This window comes from Burkholderia sp. AU45274, from assembly GCF_030482505.1.
Lineage (GTDB): Bacteria > Pseudomonadota > Gammaproteobacteria > Burkholderiales > Burkholderiaceae > Burkholderia.
In genome coordinates this window covers 543,135-557,444 of the sequence record NZ_JAUJQE010000002.1, presented here as the reverse complement: position 1 = coordinate 557,444, position 14,310 = coordinate 543,135, and the positions used below count along the sequence as shown (strand labels likewise).

The following is a 14,310-nucleotide window of genomic DNA, read 5'->3' as shown; positions in this document are numbered from 1 at the left end:
CGTGCAAGCGTGCAGCTCAGTGACGCCGCGACGCCGTGGCCCTAGTGAGCCAGCACGAGGAGCGTGGTAAGTGCGATCGGCGCCAGCGCGACACCCAGCAGGCCGAGCGCACCATCGGCTGCAATCGTGATCGGCGACAGCGCGATCTTCGCCCCCTTACCGAGCACCGACGGTCGCTCGATCACCGTGACGTTGTACGCGTGATTGAACGCCTGAGGGATCGACGAAGGCGTGACATCGTTCGGCTGATAACGCTTTCCGGTGATCGTGCCTCTCTCCGTCAGCTCAAACCGCCCGTCCTTGAAACCGTCGGCAAGCGCGCGCTCGCGAAGCTCGGAGCCGGCCGGTGCGTCCTCGCGCGCGAGCCGCAACACGTAACGCCCCGAGATCTTGTCGCCGTGCGTCTCGAAATCGTCGAAATCGGTATACAGCTTGGAGCGATAGGGTGCCGTGAGATTGACGGCGAGGGCCGGCGGCACATCGAAAATGTAGTGATACTGCTTGCCGATGACGACGAGGCTCTTTCCGTCCGCGCTGATCAGAAATGCCGAGAGCGTTTCACGGTATTCCGGATCCTTCATCATGCGATTGGTGATGGGGCCGATGTCGGCGTCGGCGCAGCCGGCGAGCATGCCGGACGCTGCCACGGCGGGCAGCGCGAGAAATGTTCTTCTTTTCATGTGTGCTGTTGGATGTTGTTGGTTATTCAGCGGAACCGCTTGAATGTCGGACGCTGCGTTCGATGAACGCGGCACCCTGACGGCCGATCATGCGGTTTCTTCGCCTGCGCATTGTAGGGCCAAAACGGCAAGCGCAGTATCCCCCGGCAAAGCGCGTCACCATCGAACACCATCCGGCCGTGGCCCGCGCAGTTAGGCGGGCAGATCGGCGTCGCGCCGGGGCTGCATTCGGTGTTCTCCGTGACGGGCGTGCTGCTGGCGCCCTGCGCGGAGCTTGCGCATTGGGCGCGCGGCCGATAGCGGCTGGCCCGCGGAGCGCGGGCTGGCGTAGGATGGGCGCAGTGACCGGTGCCGCACCGGGAAGCGGCGACAACGAGCACCGTCGCGTCGCCGGCATTACAGACACCGCCGCACCGCACGGCTACCCATCGTTTCCGACATGACGCTCACGTGACCGGTCGCGCGCAATGCACGACGAACGCGCACCGATCCGAACCCGACCCACGCGCGTCGGCCCGCATCCGGCCGACGCATTTCGACGACGAATCTTGCAGGAGACAAGCGACATGAATCCATCGACCGACCACCGGACGCTGTTGCGCACGCTCGGCATGCGCGCCCCGATCATCCAGGCGCCGATGGCCGGCGTCAGCACGCCGGCGCTGGCGGCCGCCGTGTCGAATGCGGGCGGGCTCGGCTCGCTCGGCGTGGGCGCGACGAACGCCGACGGCGCCCGCAAGATGATCCGCGACACGCGCGCGCTCACCGACAGGCCGTTCAACATCAACGTGTTCTGCCACCAGCCGGCGCACGCCGACGCGGCCGTCGAACGCGCGTGGCTCGACTGGCTCGCGCCGGTGTTCCGCGAATACGGCGCGACGCCGCCCGCCACGCTGTCGGAGATCTATACGAGCTTCGTCGCGGACGAAGCCATGCAGGCGCTGCTCGTCGAAGAAAAGCCGGCCGTCGTCAGCTTCCATTTCGGGCTGCCGTCCGCGGACGTGATCGCCGCGCTGAAGCGCGCAGGCGTCACGCTGTTCGCGTCCGCGACGAACCTCGACGAAGCACGCCAGATCGCCGCCGCCGGCATCGACGCGATCGTCGCGCAGGGGATCGAAGCGGGCGGGCACCGCGGCGTGTTCGATTCGACCGCTCACGACGATCGCCTCGGCACGTTCGCACTCACGCGCCTGATCGTGCGCGAGTGCGCGCTGCCGGTGATCGCCGCCGGCGGCATCATGGACGGCGAGGGCATCGCCGCCGCGCTCGCGCTCGGCGCGCAGGCCGCCCAGCTCGGCACCGCGTTCGTCGCGTGCCCGGAGACGTCGATCGACGACGGCTATCGCCGCGCGCTGCTGGGCGATGCGGCACGCCATACGACGTTCACCGCCGCGATCTCGGGCCGGATCGCACGCGGCCTCGCGAATCGCTTCACCACGCTCGGCGACGACCCGCGCGCGCCGGCCATACCCGCATACCCAATCGCGTACGACGCCGGCAAGGCACTGCATGCGGCCGCGAAGGCAAAGGGTGAATTCGGCTACGGCGCGCAGTGGGCCGGGCAGGCGGCGCCGCTCGTGCGGCCGCTGCCGGCGGCCGAGCTGTTCGCCGCGCTCGAACGCGAAACGCGGGCGGCGATCGAGCGGATGCAGCACGTGCTGGATTGATCGCACGATTCGCGGGCATGGGGCCGCGGCCCCATGCCCGCGATCGGGGAACGCACCCTGGTCGCCGCGCCGATACGTCGCCGCCCGCCGTCAATTTGCAATGTTCTGTATCTGCACGAACTGCGGATACATCGCGATACAACGCAAGTTCGGGCGGCCGCTATAAAGCAGGCATGACCTCTTCGGGAGTGCGCCATGTCTGCAACCTGGTTCAAAGGGTCCTGCCATTGCGGGGCCGTCAAATTCGAAGTCCGAACGGCCATTACGCCGGCGACGCGCTGCAACTGCAGCCTGTGCCGCCGGCGCGGCGCATTGATGAGCCCGATGTTCGCCGCCAGCGAACTGAAGATCGTCGAAGGCGAGGGCGCGCTGACGTGCTACCAGTTCAACACGCGCACGGCCCGTCACTATTTCTGCAGCCATTGCGGCATCTATCCGTTCCATCAGACGCGCAAGGATCCTGCCTGCTGGCGCGTCAATCTCGGCTGCCTCGATGGCGTCGACCCGTATGCGCTCGACGCGACGGTCGCCGACGGCGCGAGCCTCTCGGTCGTGGAGGACGCATGAAACGCTGGCTGATGATCCTGCTGTTTGCCGCGGGCGGGCTCGCGACCGAAATCGCGCATCCGGTGCAATGCACGCTGCTGTCGGTCAGCCGTCCACCGACCGGCAAGCGCCGCAGGGCGGCCTGACGGCGCGCCGGTTCATCGAGACCGATTATCATGCTTCCGATAAGATCGCACGCGATATATAATGCGTCCATCTGCGGCCGTTCGCGTCGCTGGAGGACGTTCATGAAACCGACCGAAACCCCATCCGACCCTGCACCGAAGTTGTCCGAGTTCCTGTGCTTTGCGATCTACTCGACGAACCTCGCGTTCGGCAAGGCGTACAAGCCGATCCTCGAATCGCTCGGCCTCACGTATACGCAATACATCACGATCATTGCGCTGTGGGAGCAGGACAACCAGACGGTCGGCCAGCTCGGCGAGAAGCTGTTCCTCGAATCCAATACGCTGACGCCGATCCTGAAGAAGCTCGAGGCGATGGGCTACCTGGAGCGGCACCGCGATCCGTCGGACGAACGCCAGGTGCTCGTCAGCCTGACGAAAAGCGGCCGCCGCGTGCGCGAGAAGGGGCTCGACATGAACCTGGTCGAAGCCACCGGGTTGAAGCCGGACGAATTCGCGAAGATGCAGAAGGCGATCGTCACGCTGCGCGGCAACCTGATCCGGTCGACCGACGAATAAACGCCCGGTTACACTGCGGCCGACACGACCCGCGTGCCGGCCGCGTCGTCATGCGTGCCCGTCGCCCAGCACCAGCAGGTTCATCTCGCGGCGGACGACGAAACCGAGTGCGAGATAGCGCTCGATCGCCACCTGGTTCGACGTGAGGACGTGCAGGAAAGGCGTATCCTCGCGCGCATCGATCTCCGCAATCAACGCCCGCATCAGCCGCGCCGCCAGCCCTTGCCGGCGGAATGCGGCATCCACGCAGACGGCGCTGATTTCCGTATACCCGTCGACCTGCATCCGCTCGCCGGCCATCGCGGCCAGCCTGCCGTCGCTGCGAATGCCGATGTAATGGCCGAGCTCGAACGTGCGCGGGCCGAACGGGCCGGGCTGCGCGGCCGTGGTCAGCGCGAGCATGTCCGGCACATCGGCTTCGCCGAGCGTGACGTAACCCGATTCGGGCGCCGGGTCGCGCGTCCGCTGCCAGACCATCTGCAACAGGTTCGCGCGCCGGATCACCGACAATCCCGCCGGCGGCTCGATCTCGTCCGGCGTGACCAGTGCCGCCGGCCCGTGAGCGGCGATCAGTGTACGCAATGCATCGAACGACGCCGCGCTCGTATCCTCCGTCGCGGCAAACGGCGCGACCGCCGCCGGAAACCGCCATGCACGGTCGTGGCCGAGCGCCAAGCGACGCTGCCTGCCCGTCAGCGCATTCCACACCACACGGTCGAGCGGGTGCGCACGGCCCGGCGCGGTTCCGGTCGTTGCATCGGACATCGGCTGCTCCTCGATTGAAGGTTTCGATCGCACAGCATAGACCGGGATCGGGCGGGCCGGGCACGGCCTGCACAGCGCGACTTGCCGCGGCCCGCGCTATCGCTGCCAGCGCTCCGGATCCACCCATATCGGGAACGACAGGACGACCGCCAGCCCGTTTCCCCCGATTCCGGCTGTCACCTCGACCGACCCGCCGTGAGACGCGGCGATTCGCGCGACGAGCGACAGGCCGATGCCGCTGCCCGGCTGCACCGTCCCCGGTACGCGATAAAAGCGTTCGAAGATCCGCTCGCGCTCGCCGATCGGCACGCCGGGCCCGTCGTCCGCGATCCGCAGCCTGACCCGCGTCCCGCCCGCATCGGCGGGGACGTCGCACGTGATCTCGACCTGCCCGCCGTCACGGCCGTAACGCAGCGCGTTGTCGATCAGGTTGCGCACCGCAATCGCGATCTCGTCCAGATCGCCCCACACGCGCACCGGTTCGACCGCGACCCGCACCGTCTGTCGGCGTGCATGTGCGCCCGCGTCGAAGTCGCTCGCGATCAGCGCAACGAGTCGCGACAGGTCTACCGGCCCGTGCTGGTCGACGCGCGATCCGGCATCCAGCCGCGCCAGCTCGAGCAATTGCCCGGAGAGCCGCGCACTGCGTTCGACGCCCATGGCGAGCCGACGCAATGCCGCGTTCTTGTCCGCCAGACTATCCGCCTGCAACGCGACTTCCGCCTGGGCCGACAACGCTGCCAGCGGCGTGCGCAACTCGTGCGCGGCATCGCCGATGAAGCGGCGTTCGGTGTCGACGGCCTGACTCAGCCGCGCCAGCAGGCGATTGAACGACTCGACGAGCGGGCGGAGTTCGCGCGGCAGCGTCACCAGCGGCAGCGGCGAGAAATCGAACGCGGCCTTGTGCTGGATCGCTCGCTGGACCTCGCGCACCGGCCCGAACGACCAGCGGATCACCCACCAGATCACGACGCCCAGCATCCCGAGCATCACCGCCGTATTGAACAGGCCGAGTTGCAGTGCGTTGCTCGCCTTCTCCTGCCAGGTCGTGGCCGGGCCGCCCGTCTGAACGTGAATCCGGCCCGCCGGATCCGACAGCGAATAGACCCGCCAGGTCTCGTCGTGCGCGGCGCCGCGCCCGGTGCTCACGCCGTATCCGTCCCGCAGGTCCGCCTTGAGCGCCGGCCCCGGCGCATCCGCGCTGTGCATCACGTTGCGGCCATCGACCCAGACCTGGAACGCGACGTCGTATTTGCCATACGCGGTGTTCGGCACCACCGCCTGGGCGTTCGCTTCGGGCAGGCGATCGATCGCATCCGGCAACGACAGCAGCAGCAGTTGCGCGGCGCTCTCGAGCATGCCGTCTCGCCAGCCGCGCTGCTCGCGCCACAGGCCGATGCCGAGAAACGCCCCCCAGCTCGCCCAGAACACGACGACCGCTGCCATCACGGTCGCGAGCAGGCGCACGCGTAGCGACTTCATGCCGGGTTCTCCCCGACGCGATAGCCGAAGCCGTGCACCGTCACGATCAGCTCATCGCCAAGCTTGCGCCGCAGTTGGTGGATATACACCGCGATCGTGTTGCTTTCGATTTCGCTGTCGTTGCCGTAGACGCGCGCTTCGAGCTGCGTGCGCGTGACGACGCGGCCTTGCCGCTCCATCAGCGCGAGCAGCGTGCGGTACTCGTGGATGCTGAGCGCAACGGGTTCGCCGGCGCGCGTGACTTCCTTGCGCGCCGGATCGACGTGCACGTCGCGGTAGACCAGGCGCTCCGACACGCGGCCCTGGCTGCGGCGCGTCAGCGCGCGCAGCCGTGCATAGAGCTCGTCGAGCTGGAACGGCTTCACGAGATAGTCGTCGGCGCCTGCATCGAGGCCGCGGATCCGGTCGCTCAGCTGATCGCGCGCGGTCACGATCAATACCGGCGTCGGGTCGTAGTTCGCGCGCATCGCAGCAAGCAGCGTGAAGCCGGATGCGCCTGGCAGTTGCAGGTCGAGCAGCACCGCGTCGTAGTCGTGGCCGACGAGCGCGAGCCGCGCGGCCGGCACGTCGGCCGACCAGTCCGCGCGCCAGCCGTTCTGCCTGAGGCCCGCGCAAACGGCGTCGGCCAGCATGACATCGTCTTCCACCAGCAGGATATCCATCGGTTTCGCTCCTCGACTGTCGAGGTCGCCAGCCTGACCGACCGCGATTAAAAACTTCTTAAAGCCCGGGGGCCACGATGCGTGCCATTCGCCGCATTGCCGGTGCAATGCATCTGGCGTTTTATCGAGAGGCTCGCGATGACCGTGTCATACCCATCAATTCCGTTGCTGCAACGCAATGCGGCGCGAGGCTCCATCTGCGCGCCGTGCGGGTGCGGGCCATTCTGGCATGGAAGGTCGTGCACGTTGTACGCGTTGCGCACTCGCCGCGCGGGAGCGGCGCGATGAACCAGCTCACCACGCTCGTCCCGTTCGGCGTCGCGCTCAGCGTGGCCGGCGCCAACAGCATCGCCTGCCTCGTCGGCCTGTCGCTGATCGAGCGGCTGATTCCGGTGCTGCCGTCCCACGTGCTCCTCACGACGATCGGCGTCGCCAGCGCGCAGGGCGCATGGACACTGCCGGAAGCCATCGTCGTCACGGCGCTCGGCAGCTTCGCGGGCTGCCTGTTGCATTACGCGCTCGGCAACCTGTGGCCGGAAGACAGCGTGCTGGCCCTGCTGCGCCGCGTCGCGCCGCTAGGCAGGCTGCAGCCCGCACGAATGGACGCGCTGATCGACGGCATTCGCGCGCGGCCCACGCGGCTCGCCCTCTGGTCGCAACTGGTGCCGTTCGTCCGGCTCGTCGCGCCGGCGCTCGCCGGCTTGCTGGAAACAAGTTTCGTGCGATTCGCGTCCGGCGCCGCAGCCGGCATCGCGCTCTGGAACACGCTGTTCATCACGGCGGGCTACCTGGCCGCGCAAGCGGCCGCCTAGCCCGACATGTCGTTGACCGATCGATCCCGCCTGGAGCCTGTCGATGCGAATCCCTGAATGGATGCTGTTCCTGCGTACCTGGTTGCGCAATCCGCGCCGGGTCGGCGCGCTTGCGCCATCCAGCCCCGCGCTCGCCGCGCTGATCACCGCCGATATCCCGCGCGACGGCGCCGCCGTGATCGAACTCGGCGCGGGCACCGGCGTGTTCACACGGGCGCTGCTCGCGCGCGGTGTCGCGAGCGACCGGCTCGTGCTGGTGGAAGCCGATCCGGCTTTCGCGGACGCGTTGCGACATCGGTTTCCCGCGTTGCGGATCATGCGGATGGATGCGGCGCAGCTCGGCATGACAGGGGATTTCTTCGGCGGGGCGCGCGCGGATGCGATCGTGAGCGGGCTGCCACTCGTCGCGATGCCGGTCGAACAGGCCGTCGCGATCGTTCACGGCGCGTTCGCGCGTCATCTGGCTGCCGACGGCGCGTTCTACCAGTTCACCTATGTGCCGCGCTGCCCGATTCCGGCACGCTATCTGGAGGCCATGCGTATTCGTGCCGTCCGGGTCGGCGTCGCGTGGATGAACTTGCCGCCCGCCATCGTGTATCGGTTCGAACGCCGGATCGACACGACCCGACCTCAGTGGCCGGGTGCACGGCCGCAGCTCGATGTGATTGCGGAAACAACCACGTTGCGCGGCATCGATATCACCCGGTTTCCCCATACGCCATCACGCCATTCGAGCGGCGTCGGGCCATCGACGGATGGACGTCCAGCATCATGAGCGCGTTCGGGTAGGGGTTACTGTCTGGCTGGCCGCTGGTCGCGAAAACCGGGATCGGCGTGGGCGCCGCGCGCTGTCGAATCCCGCACGGACGCAAACGCGCAGGGCATGTCAATGACGCTACGTTCCATCGCTGGCTGACGAGGAACGCACCGTGCTCGTGCGCCCCCGTTTCCCATACGTTGCCCCGCCTTGCGCGACGATTCCGACGCGCCATGCTCAATGGCCGAAGTAGATCGACCGCTCGGCCGTGCGAACCGCACTGCGGCTGCCCGACTGCGTTGCACTGCCGGCGTCGCTGCCGTAACCGGACACCTGCGAATCGACCGCGACCGCAGTGTTGTCGTGAACCCGGCGCAGCGCAGCCTGGAGATTGTCCGGATAGTTCGGGTCGTTGGGCCGGTTCGGCAGGTAGCCGGCCTGCTGCAGCGCGGCCAGTTCCGCACGCACCTGCGAGCGCGTCACGGTGCTGTCACCCGCAAACGCCGGCGCGGCAACGGCAGCCGACACGGCAACGAGAAGGGCAGCGATCAGTTGGGTCTTCATCATTTACCTCGACAAGAAAGTGGAGTTCAGGGGTTACGCATCGTGCGCCAGCCACCGGCGCCGTTCGCGGTGTCGTTCAATGACCGAAGTAGATCGAGCGTTCGACGATTCGCGTCGCGTGCCGGCTGCCCGACTGCGTCGCGGCGGCGGCATCGCTGCCGTAACCGGACGTCGCTGCGTCGGCCACCGCGGTGTCGTTCGCATGAATGCGCGTCAGTGCGGCCTGCAGATCGTCCGGATAGTGCGGATCGTTCGCGCGGCCCGGCCGATAGCCGGCCTGTTCGAGCTGGACGAGCTCGGCACGCACCTGCGCGCGGGATACGCCGGCTGCATCGGCGAACGCCGGTGCGGCAGCGGAGGCGGAAACGGCCACGAGAAGGGCGGCGATCAGTTGGGTTTTCATCATTTACCTCGACAGAAGAGAAATAGAAGGGATTCAGGGTTCACGTATCGACGATGCGTCGCGCTCAATGACCGAAATACACCGAGCGGTCGGCCACGCTGACCGCATGCCGGCGGCCCGATTGCGTTGCCGCCTCGCCGTTGCTGCCGTAGCCGGACGCCTGCTCGTTGCTGGCGACCGCATCGGTGGCATGGATCTGCGTGAGTGCAGCCTGGAGATCATTCGGATAGGTGGCGTCGGTCGCGCGATTCAGCGGGTAGCCGGCCTGTTGCAACTGCGCGAGCTCGGCGCGCACCTGTGCACGCGTCACGGTGGATTCGCTGGAGAACGCCGGTGCGGCAACCGTGGCCGAAACAGCGACGAGAAGGGCGGCGATCAGTCGGGTATTCATCATTCACCTCAAAAGGAAAGAAAGGAAATCGGGCATTCGGCAAGGCGGCGCCAGGCCGCCTGATGCATCGTTCAAGCGATACGGATGTCGACGTCGATGTTGCCGCGCGTCGCCTTCGAATACGGGCAGGTCTGGTGTGCCGCATCGACGATGCGCTGCGCGACGTCGCGATCGAGCCCCGGCACGCTCACGTTCAGCCGGGCCTGCAGGAAGTACGCATTGCCGGCGGTGCCGAGATCCACTTCGGCGTCGACCGCGAGATCGGCTGGCAGCGTCACCTTCGCGGCACGCGCCGCGAGCTGCATCGCGCCGATGAAGCAGGCCGACCAGCCGGCCGCGAACAGCTGCTCCGGGTTGGTGCCGGTGCCGGCGCTGCCCGGCGACGACAACTGGATGTCGAGGCGGCCATCGGCACTGCGCGCCGCGCCGTCACGGCCGCCCGAAGTCGTATGCGTCTTGCCCGTGTACAGCACTTTTTCGATCTTGCTCATCATTTGCTCCGTCAGTTGGGTGGTTTGTTTCAGATGCGATTCGATCGCATGCGATGGAGTTTCGTTGAGACGACCACCCTCGTCAAGCGCATTCGATTAAATCGCATGCGATATTTTGTATTTCAATGTATCTGGAACGTGTACAGCCTTGCGGGAGAAGGCATTCCGGCGATCGATCCCCGATATTCGACGCGCGACGCATCCGGGCAGGGCCGGTGAAAACGCCCCGGGAACGGCTGGCCGCCGCGCAGGGCGGCCGATCGGTCAGGCCGGGTCGATCTCGGCGATCACGACGAGGATCACGGCCGCATCGGCCGGCAACTGGCGCTGGGAGAACGCCGAGCGCGCGTGGCCCGACTTTTCGCCCAGCACGGCGGCGAACAGGTCCGACGCGCCGTCGATCACGGCCGGCTGCCCGAAAAAGCCGTCGGACGAACTCACGTGCCCCTCGACGCGCACGATCTTGCGCAGGCGCTCGAACCCGCCCAGGTGCCGGCGAATCTGCGCGAGCACGTTCAGCGCCGCGAGCCGGGCGGCATGCTTGCCTTCGTCGACGTTCAACTGCTCCCCGACGCGGCCGGTATAGGCAATCTTGCCGTCGACCAGCGGCAGTTGTCCGGAGACGAACAGCAGGTTGCCGGCTTCGCTGGCGGCCGTATAGCTGCCGAGCGGGTTCGGCGGCTCGGGTAACGCGAGGCCGAGGTCGGCCAGTTTCTGTTCGACGGTCATGTCGTGCTCCTTGCAGGAAAGGGGTTCGGCGATCGGTCCGGCCTGTGAGTCACTGTAGCCAGGCGGCCGAAGCCGGTAAATGTCAGCCGCGCAATTGATTCACGACGCGGTGTAACGAATCGCGTCGTGTGCGCCCGCTGGTTTCCGCCACGAGATTCATGCACACTCGGCGTCATCGCGCGCCACGCGCCGCAGACGGCAGGAATCGCCTCATGCAACGACAATTCGACGATCTGCTGCTGGGCAGCATCGAGCTGTTCTGCCTCGCCGCCGAACTCGGCAGCTTCACGCTGGCGGCGAACGCGGCGAGCGTCACGCCGGCCGCGGTCAGCCGGTCGGTCGCGCGGCTCGAGGCGCGTCTCGGCGTGCGGCTGTTCGTGCGCACGACACGCCAGATCCGCCTGACCGATTCCGGCCGCCGCTACTTCGAGCAATGTCGCGACGCGCTGTCGCAACTGGTCGACGCGGAGCGCGAGGCGACCGGCCAGCAGGCAACGCCCGCCGGCGTGCTGCGGATCAGCATGCCGACACCGTACGGGCACTATCGCGTGCTGCCGCTGCTGCCAGCGTTTCGCGAGCGCTATCCGGACGTGCGCGTCGACACCCACCTGAGCAACCGCAACATCGACTTCGCCGAGGAAGGCTACGACCTCGCGATCCGCGGCCGCGCGCCGGCCGATTCGAACCTGATCGCACGCAAGCTGGAGGATGCCGAACTCGTGATCGTCGCGGCGCCCGGCTACCTGAAGCGCGCGGGCATGCCGACCGCCGTCGACGACCTGCATGCACACGAATGCATCCAGTTCGAGCTGCCGAGCAGCGGGCGGACGATTCCGTGGCTGTTCATCGATGGATCGGAGGGGATCGACGTCACGACGACCGGCAGTTATGGCACGTCGGGGGACTATCTCGCCGGTGTGACGCTCGCGCGCAGCGGCGCGGGCCTGTTCCAGACCTATCGCTTCGTCGTCGAGCAGGATCTGCGGGCCGGCACGCTCGTGGAAGTGCTGCCCGGCCTCGGCGGGCGGTCGCTGCCGTTCATGCTGCTGTATCCGCATGCGCGCTTTTTGTCGTCGCGCGTACGCGTGTTCGTCGACTTTCTCGTCGAGCATCTGGCGCGCGCGCCGGCCGGGCAGCCGGCCGAGAAACGCGCCAAACGAGCCGGCGCATCGCGTTAGGCGCGCCGGCTCGCGGTGTCGACGCCGCGTCTCAATGCCCGGCGCTCTGGCCGCCGTCGACATGCAGGATCTCGCCCGTGACGAACGGCGCCGAATCCAGGTACAGGATCGCGTCGACGATGTCGCTCATTTCGCCCATGCGGCCGACCGGATGCAGCGACGCGAGCGTCGCGTGCGTTTCGGGCGCGTGCATCGGCGACTTGATGATCCCGGGCGATACCGCATTCACGCGAATGCCGGCCTTCGCATACTCGATCGCGAGCGACTTCGTCGCCGCATTCAATCCGCCTTTCGTCAGCGACGCAAGCACCGACGGCACGTTGCTGTTCGCGTGATCGACCAGGCTCGTCGTGATGCTGACCACGTGGCCGCCGCCGTGTTTCTGCATCGCGGCGATCGCATGCTGCGTGACGTGGAAGAAGCCGCTCAGGTTGACGTTCGTGATCTGCGCGTAGTCGTCCGCGGTGTACTGCGTGAACGGCTTCGCGATGAAGATGCCCGCGTTGTTGACGAGCGTGTCGACGCGGCCGAAGCGTTCGATCGCGGCGTCGACCACGCGCCGTGCGACGGCCGCGTCGCCGATGTCGCCCGCGACGGTGACGAGGTCCGGATCGTTCGACGGCCCGATCGAACGTGACGTTGCGACGACGCGATGGCCGCGGGCCCGGAATGCGTCGACCGTTGCCGCGCCGATGCCTTGCGATGCACCGGTGACGATGATGACTCTGGATGCGCTCATGATTTGCCTCGATAAGTGAAGGGTTCTCGGCTTCGGTGCCGACCGGATCCGTGAATCCGATGGGCGAACTGTAGGCGCGCCGGTTGCGATCTCGAACACCCACCGTGGAGCAACAGTCTTGCGTCGGGGGAACAAATGCGGGGAGGGGGCAGCCAGGGTGGCTCACTCGGACGAACCAAGGTCGGGCATTGCCCTGGCGTCGCCCGACCGATGTACGAGCTCGGCCGCTTTACTGGGAGACCGGCCGAAATGCCGGCGATATTCTAAACTTAACTGCGGAGGATCCGGATCGTTGACTAGACCGGAAACCACGGGATCGAACGCGTCCTCTGGTTGATCAGGCCGCATTTCGCTACTGTCAACATACGCATGGTCGAGCAACCTTGCTCCGCCCACCTTGAACGCGATCCCGCCAACTCAGTGTCGGTGACCATCCGCTAAAAACCGCATGGATTCCGGCGATTCCAGTTTCCGACCCGCCCACTCGGCGGCGGCTGACCGGTGTGCGGCTCCTTCGCGTACATTGCCTGGATGGTCGGGCAATGCGCGTTCACGTATGCGTCGATCCCTTTAAGGTCGGCTGCGCTGACATCGAGGCCGCCGTGTGCCACACAATAGTCATGCTGTTCTTCTGCGACACACAGGTCGTGATTCCACACTGCCCGCTTGAACCGCATTCCCTGCTTCTGATCTTGCTCGATCTTGACCTCTTGCGCACATGGCGAACCCCGCTCAAACCAGAAGGTGAGCCATGTACCGAAATCGTCGTTGGTTAGCCCCTGTGTCCCGAAAAACTTGACTGCGAACGGTGCGCCAATGCTGCCGCCAGTCTGATGAGCGGTGGGCAGTGCATGAACGACATCGGCCTCCGTGATGCAGGCGAACCGGCTCAGGGACGCGAATTTCAGCATGGCACGCGTCGTGTCCTGCGGTGGATGGTCGACGGCATATTCGAATGCTGGCGGAAGCGCCGCATTTACGGTCGACTCGTTCGATAGCCACGTGAATTGGGTGGGTTGATACCAATTTGGCGTATCCGCGATGACGGTCGTGCGATTGATCCTTCTGGCGTTGCAGTCGCCATGACAGTTCGGTGCTAACGGGGCACTACCGATGGTGTCCGCCTGGTAGCGCAGATCGAGCCGGTGCATCGTCGCATCAACGTCAAACATCTCTCCTGAATTCGCAACATCGGCCAACCGCTTCACGAAAGCGTCGATCAAGGCTGTCCGGTCGCGGTCCGCGCCGGGTGCTGGCGGCATTGCTTTCGTGGCCACTTGCGGAGCGTGGCTACAGGCCGCAAGCAGCGCTGTCACGATGATCAAGAGAAAAAATCGCATAGAGCAGGGCTCCGGTGAATGCGCGGCCCCGATCTTAACGCCGTTGCGCCGCCCGTGAGCACCGCTCAGTGGCGCCGCTGCCGAATACTTGGGGCAAATCCGGGCAGCGCAGGTCATGCTGAGTCGCCGGAAACAAGGCGAATACGAGAGATTTCACGCCCGACAAGATAACTTTTCTTATCACAATAGCGTGATTTCATTTCAAAACTGACCAGTCGGCAAACGCGTCAGTCTCGGTGGCCGAGCATGCCGCGGTCAGCATCGCCCGCCGGATACTTTGCGAGGCGGCAGGCGAGCGGGGCACCTGTCCGCGACCGGCAGACAGCGCTCCACGAAAAGCGCCCCGAAAGCCGGATCGCTATCCGGCCTTTGGGGCGCAGTTCATCGAGTCGCGTTTCGA

18 protein-coding genes are annotated in these 14,310 nt (G+C 66.4%); 7 read left to right on the top strand and 11 right to left on the bottom strand.

Going from position 1 to position 14,310, the window contains the following annotated elements; translation table 11 throughout:
* Positions 1-41: 41 nt before the first annotated feature.
* A complete protein-coding gene (locus tag QZM35_RS11350) occupies positions 42-647 on the bottom strand; it encodes a 5-formyltetrahydrofolate cyclo-ligase (protein ID WP_256976604.1) in 606 nt (201 codons plus the stop codon).
* A gap of 599 nt (positions 648-1,246) precedes the next feature.
* Here QZM35_RS11350 and QZM35_RS11345 point away from each other — a divergent pair.
* The 4 genes from QZM35_RS11345 (at position 1,247) to QZM35_RS11330 (ending at position 3,597) form a co-directional block, all read left to right on the top strand.
* Entirely contained in the window at positions 1,247-2,347 is a 1,101-nt protein-coding gene (locus QZM35_RS11345) for a nitronate monooxygenase family protein (protein WP_301775918.1), read from the top strand.
* 195 nt (positions 2,348-2,542) lie between these two features.
* Positions 2,543-2,914, top strand: a complete 372-nt coding sequence (locus QZM35_RS11340; protein WP_089425458.1) for a GFA family protein — start codon at positions 2,543-2,545, stop codon at positions 2,912-2,914.
* Positions 2,911-3,039 carry a hypothetical protein gene (locus QZM35_RS11335; protein WP_256976606.1) on the top strand — a complete coding sequence of 43 codons (129 nt, stop codon included), beginning with the start codon at positions 2,911-2,913 and terminating at the stop codon, positions 3,037-3,039. Before QZM35_RS11340 ends, QZM35_RS11335 begins: the two co-directional genes overlap by 4 nt.
* A 102-nt stretch (positions 3,040-3,141) precedes the next feature.
* Positions 3,142-3,597 carry a MarR family winged helix-turn-helix transcriptional regulator gene (locus QZM35_RS11330; RefSeq protein WP_089431099.1) on the top strand — a complete coding sequence of 152 codons (456 nt, stop codon included), beginning with the start codon at positions 3,142-3,144 and terminating at the stop codon, positions 3,595-3,597.
* Between the two features lie 48 nt (positions 3,598-3,645).
* On the opposite strand, the gene QZM35_RS11325 is transcribed toward QZM35_RS11330, so the two are convergent.
* The 3 genes from QZM35_RS11325 to QZM35_RS11315 form a co-directional block, all read right to left on the bottom strand.
* On the bottom strand, positions 3,646-4,362 hold the full coding sequence (locus QZM35_RS11325; protein WP_089431100.1) for a GNAT family N-acetyltransferase: 717 nt from the start codon (positions 4,360-4,362) through the stop codon (positions 3,646-3,648).
* A gap of 96 nt (positions 4,363-4,458) precedes the next feature.
* Entirely contained in the window at positions 4,459-5,844 is a 1,386-nt protein-coding gene (locus QZM35_RS11320; protein ID WP_301775916.1) for an ATP-binding protein, read from the bottom strand.
* Positions 5,841-6,506: a response regulator transcription factor gene (locus QZM35_RS11315; protein WP_089425462.1), complete on the bottom strand. Its 666-nt coding sequence runs from the start codon at positions 6,504-6,506 to the stop codon at positions 5,841-5,843. Before QZM35_RS11315 ends, QZM35_RS11320 begins: the two co-directional genes overlap by 4 nt.
* A gap of 284 nt (positions 6,507-6,790) precedes the next feature.
* On the opposite strand from QZM35_RS11315, the gene QZM35_RS11310 reads away from it, so the two are divergent.
* The gene (locus tag QZM35_RS11310) at positions 6,791-7,318 is read left to right on the top strand and encodes a DedA family protein (RefSeq protein ID WP_089425463.1); all 528 of its coding nucleotides are present in this window, start codon (positions 6,791-6,793) and stop codon (positions 7,316-7,318) included.
* A 43-nt stretch (positions 7,319-7,361) separates the two neighbouring features.
* Positions 7,362-8,093 carry a class I SAM-dependent methyltransferase gene (locus QZM35_RS11305; protein ID WP_089425464.1) on the top strand — a complete coding sequence of 244 codons (732 nt, stop codon included), beginning with the start codon at positions 7,362-7,364 and terminating at the stop codon, positions 8,091-8,093.
* A 219-nt stretch (positions 8,094-8,312) separates the two neighbouring features.
* Here QZM35_RS11305 and QZM35_RS11300 read toward each other — a convergent pair whose 3' ends face one another.
* The 5 genes from QZM35_RS11300 to QZM35_RS11280 form a co-directional block, all read right to left on the bottom strand.
* Complete coding sequence (locus QZM35_RS11300; RefSeq protein ID WP_089425465.1) at positions 8,313-8,642, bottom strand: DUF4148 domain-containing protein; 330 nt, start codon at positions 8,640-8,642, stop codon at positions 8,313-8,315.
* Positions 8,643-8,715: 73 nt separating this feature from the next.
* Positions 8,716-9,045 carry a DUF4148 domain-containing protein gene (locus QZM35_RS11295; protein WP_301775915.1) on the bottom strand — a complete coding sequence of 110 codons (330 nt, stop codon included), beginning with the start codon at positions 9,043-9,045 and terminating at the stop codon, positions 8,716-8,718.
* Between the two features lie 61 nt (positions 9,046-9,106).
* Complete coding sequence (locus QZM35_RS11290; protein ID WP_089425924.1) at positions 9,107-9,433, bottom strand: DUF4148 domain-containing protein; 327 nt, start codon at positions 9,431-9,433, stop codon at positions 9,107-9,109.
* 71 nt (positions 9,434-9,504) lie between these two features.
* Positions 9,505-9,924, bottom strand: a complete 420-nt coding sequence (locus QZM35_RS11285) for an organic hydroperoxide resistance protein (protein WP_301775914.1) — start codon at positions 9,922-9,924, stop codon at positions 9,505-9,507.
* Positions 9,925-10,188: 264 nt separating this feature from the next.
* A complete protein-coding gene (locus QZM35_RS11280) occupies positions 10,189-10,653 on the bottom strand; it encodes a RidA family protein (protein ID WP_089431105.1) in 465 nt (154 codons plus the stop codon).
* 212 nt (positions 10,654-10,865) lie between these two features.
* Between QZM35_RS11280 and QZM35_RS11275 the strand changes: the two genes are divergently transcribed.
* Positions 10,866-11,831 (top strand): LysR family transcriptional regulator, encoded by a 966-nt coding sequence (locus QZM35_RS11275; RefSeq protein WP_089425468.1) that lies wholly within the window; start codon positions 10,866-10,868, stop codon positions 11,829-11,831.
* Positions 11,832-11,862: 31 nt separating this feature from the next.
* Here the strand turns inward: QZM35_RS11275 and QZM35_RS11270 are convergent, their stop codons facing one another.
* On the bottom strand, positions 11,863-12,570 hold the full coding sequence (locus tag QZM35_RS11270) for an SDR family NAD(P)-dependent oxidoreductase (RefSeq protein WP_089425469.1): 708 nt from the start codon (positions 12,568-12,570) through the stop codon (positions 11,863-11,865).
* A 437-nt stretch (positions 12,571-13,007) separates the two neighbouring features.
* Entirely contained in the window at positions 13,008-13,910 is a 903-nt protein-coding gene (locus tag QZM35_RS11265; RefSeq protein ID WP_089425470.1) for a hypothetical protein, read from the bottom strand.
* Between the last annotated feature and the right edge of the window lie 400 nt (positions 13,911-14,310).

Bases quoted from the DNA above. Each gene is read 5' to 3' on its own strand.
- QZM35_RS11345 (WP_301775918.1), top strand. From the start codon at position 1,247: ATGAATCCATCGACCGACCACCGGACGCTGTTGCGCACGCTCGGCATG.
- QZM35_RS11340 (WP_089425458.1), top strand. From the start codon at position 2,543: ATGTCTGCAACCTGGTTCAAAGGGTCCTGCCATTGCGGGGCCGTCAAA.
- QZM35_RS11335 (WP_256976606.1), top strand. From the start codon at position 2,911: ATGAAACGCTGGCTGATGATCCTGCTGTTTGCCGCGGGCGGGCTCGCG.
- QZM35_RS11330 (WP_089431099.1), top strand. From the start codon at position 3,142: ATGAAACCGACCGAAACCCCATCCGACCCTGCACCGAAGTTGTCCGAG.
- QZM35_RS11325 (WP_089431100.1), bottom strand. From the start codon at position 4,362: ATGTCCGATGCAACGACCGGAACCGCGCCGGGCCGTGCGCACCCGCTC.
- QZM35_RS11320 (WP_301775916.1), bottom strand. From the start codon at position 5,844: ATGAAGTCGCTACGCGTGCGCCTGCTCGCGACCGTGATGGCAGCGGTC.
- QZM35_RS11315 (WP_089425462.1), bottom strand. From the start codon at position 6,506: ATGGATATCCTGCTGGTGGAAGACGATGTCATGCTGGCCGACGCCGTT.
- QZM35_RS11310 (WP_089425463.1), top strand. From the start codon at position 6,791: ATGAACCAGCTCACCACGCTCGTCCCGTTCGGCGTCGCGCTCAGCGTG.
- QZM35_RS11305 (WP_089425464.1), top strand. From the start codon at position 7,362: ATGCGAATCCCTGAATGGATGCTGTTCCTGCGTACCTGGTTGCGCAAT.
- QZM35_RS11300 (WP_089425465.1), bottom strand. From the start codon at position 8,642: ATGATGAAGACCCAACTGATCGCTGCCCTTCTCGTTGCCGTGTCGGCT.
- QZM35_RS11295 (WP_301775915.1), bottom strand. From the start codon at position 9,045: ATGATGAAAACCCAACTGATCGCCGCCCTTCTCGTGGCCGTTTCCGCC.
- QZM35_RS11290 (WP_089425924.1), bottom strand. From the start codon at position 9,433: ATGAATACCCGACTGATCGCCGCCCTTCTCGTCGCTGTTTCGGCCACG.
- QZM35_RS11285 (WP_301775914.1), bottom strand. From the start codon at position 9,924: ATGAGCAAGATCGAAAAAGTGCTGTACACGGGCAAGACGCATACGACT.
- QZM35_RS11280 (WP_089431105.1), bottom strand. From the start codon at position 10,653: ATGACCGTCGAACAGAAACTGGCCGACCTCGGCCTCGCGTTACCCGAG.
- QZM35_RS11275 (WP_089425468.1), top strand. From the start codon at position 10,866: ATGCAACGACAATTCGACGATCTGCTGCTGGGCAGCATCGAGCTGTTC.
- QZM35_RS11270 (WP_089425469.1), bottom strand. From the start codon at position 12,570: ATGAGCGCATCCAGAGTCATCATCGTCACCGGTGCATCGCAAGGCATC.
- QZM35_RS11265 (WP_089425470.1), bottom strand. From the start codon at position 13,910: ATGCGATTTTTTCTCTTGATCATCGTGACAGCGCTGCTTGCGGCCTGT.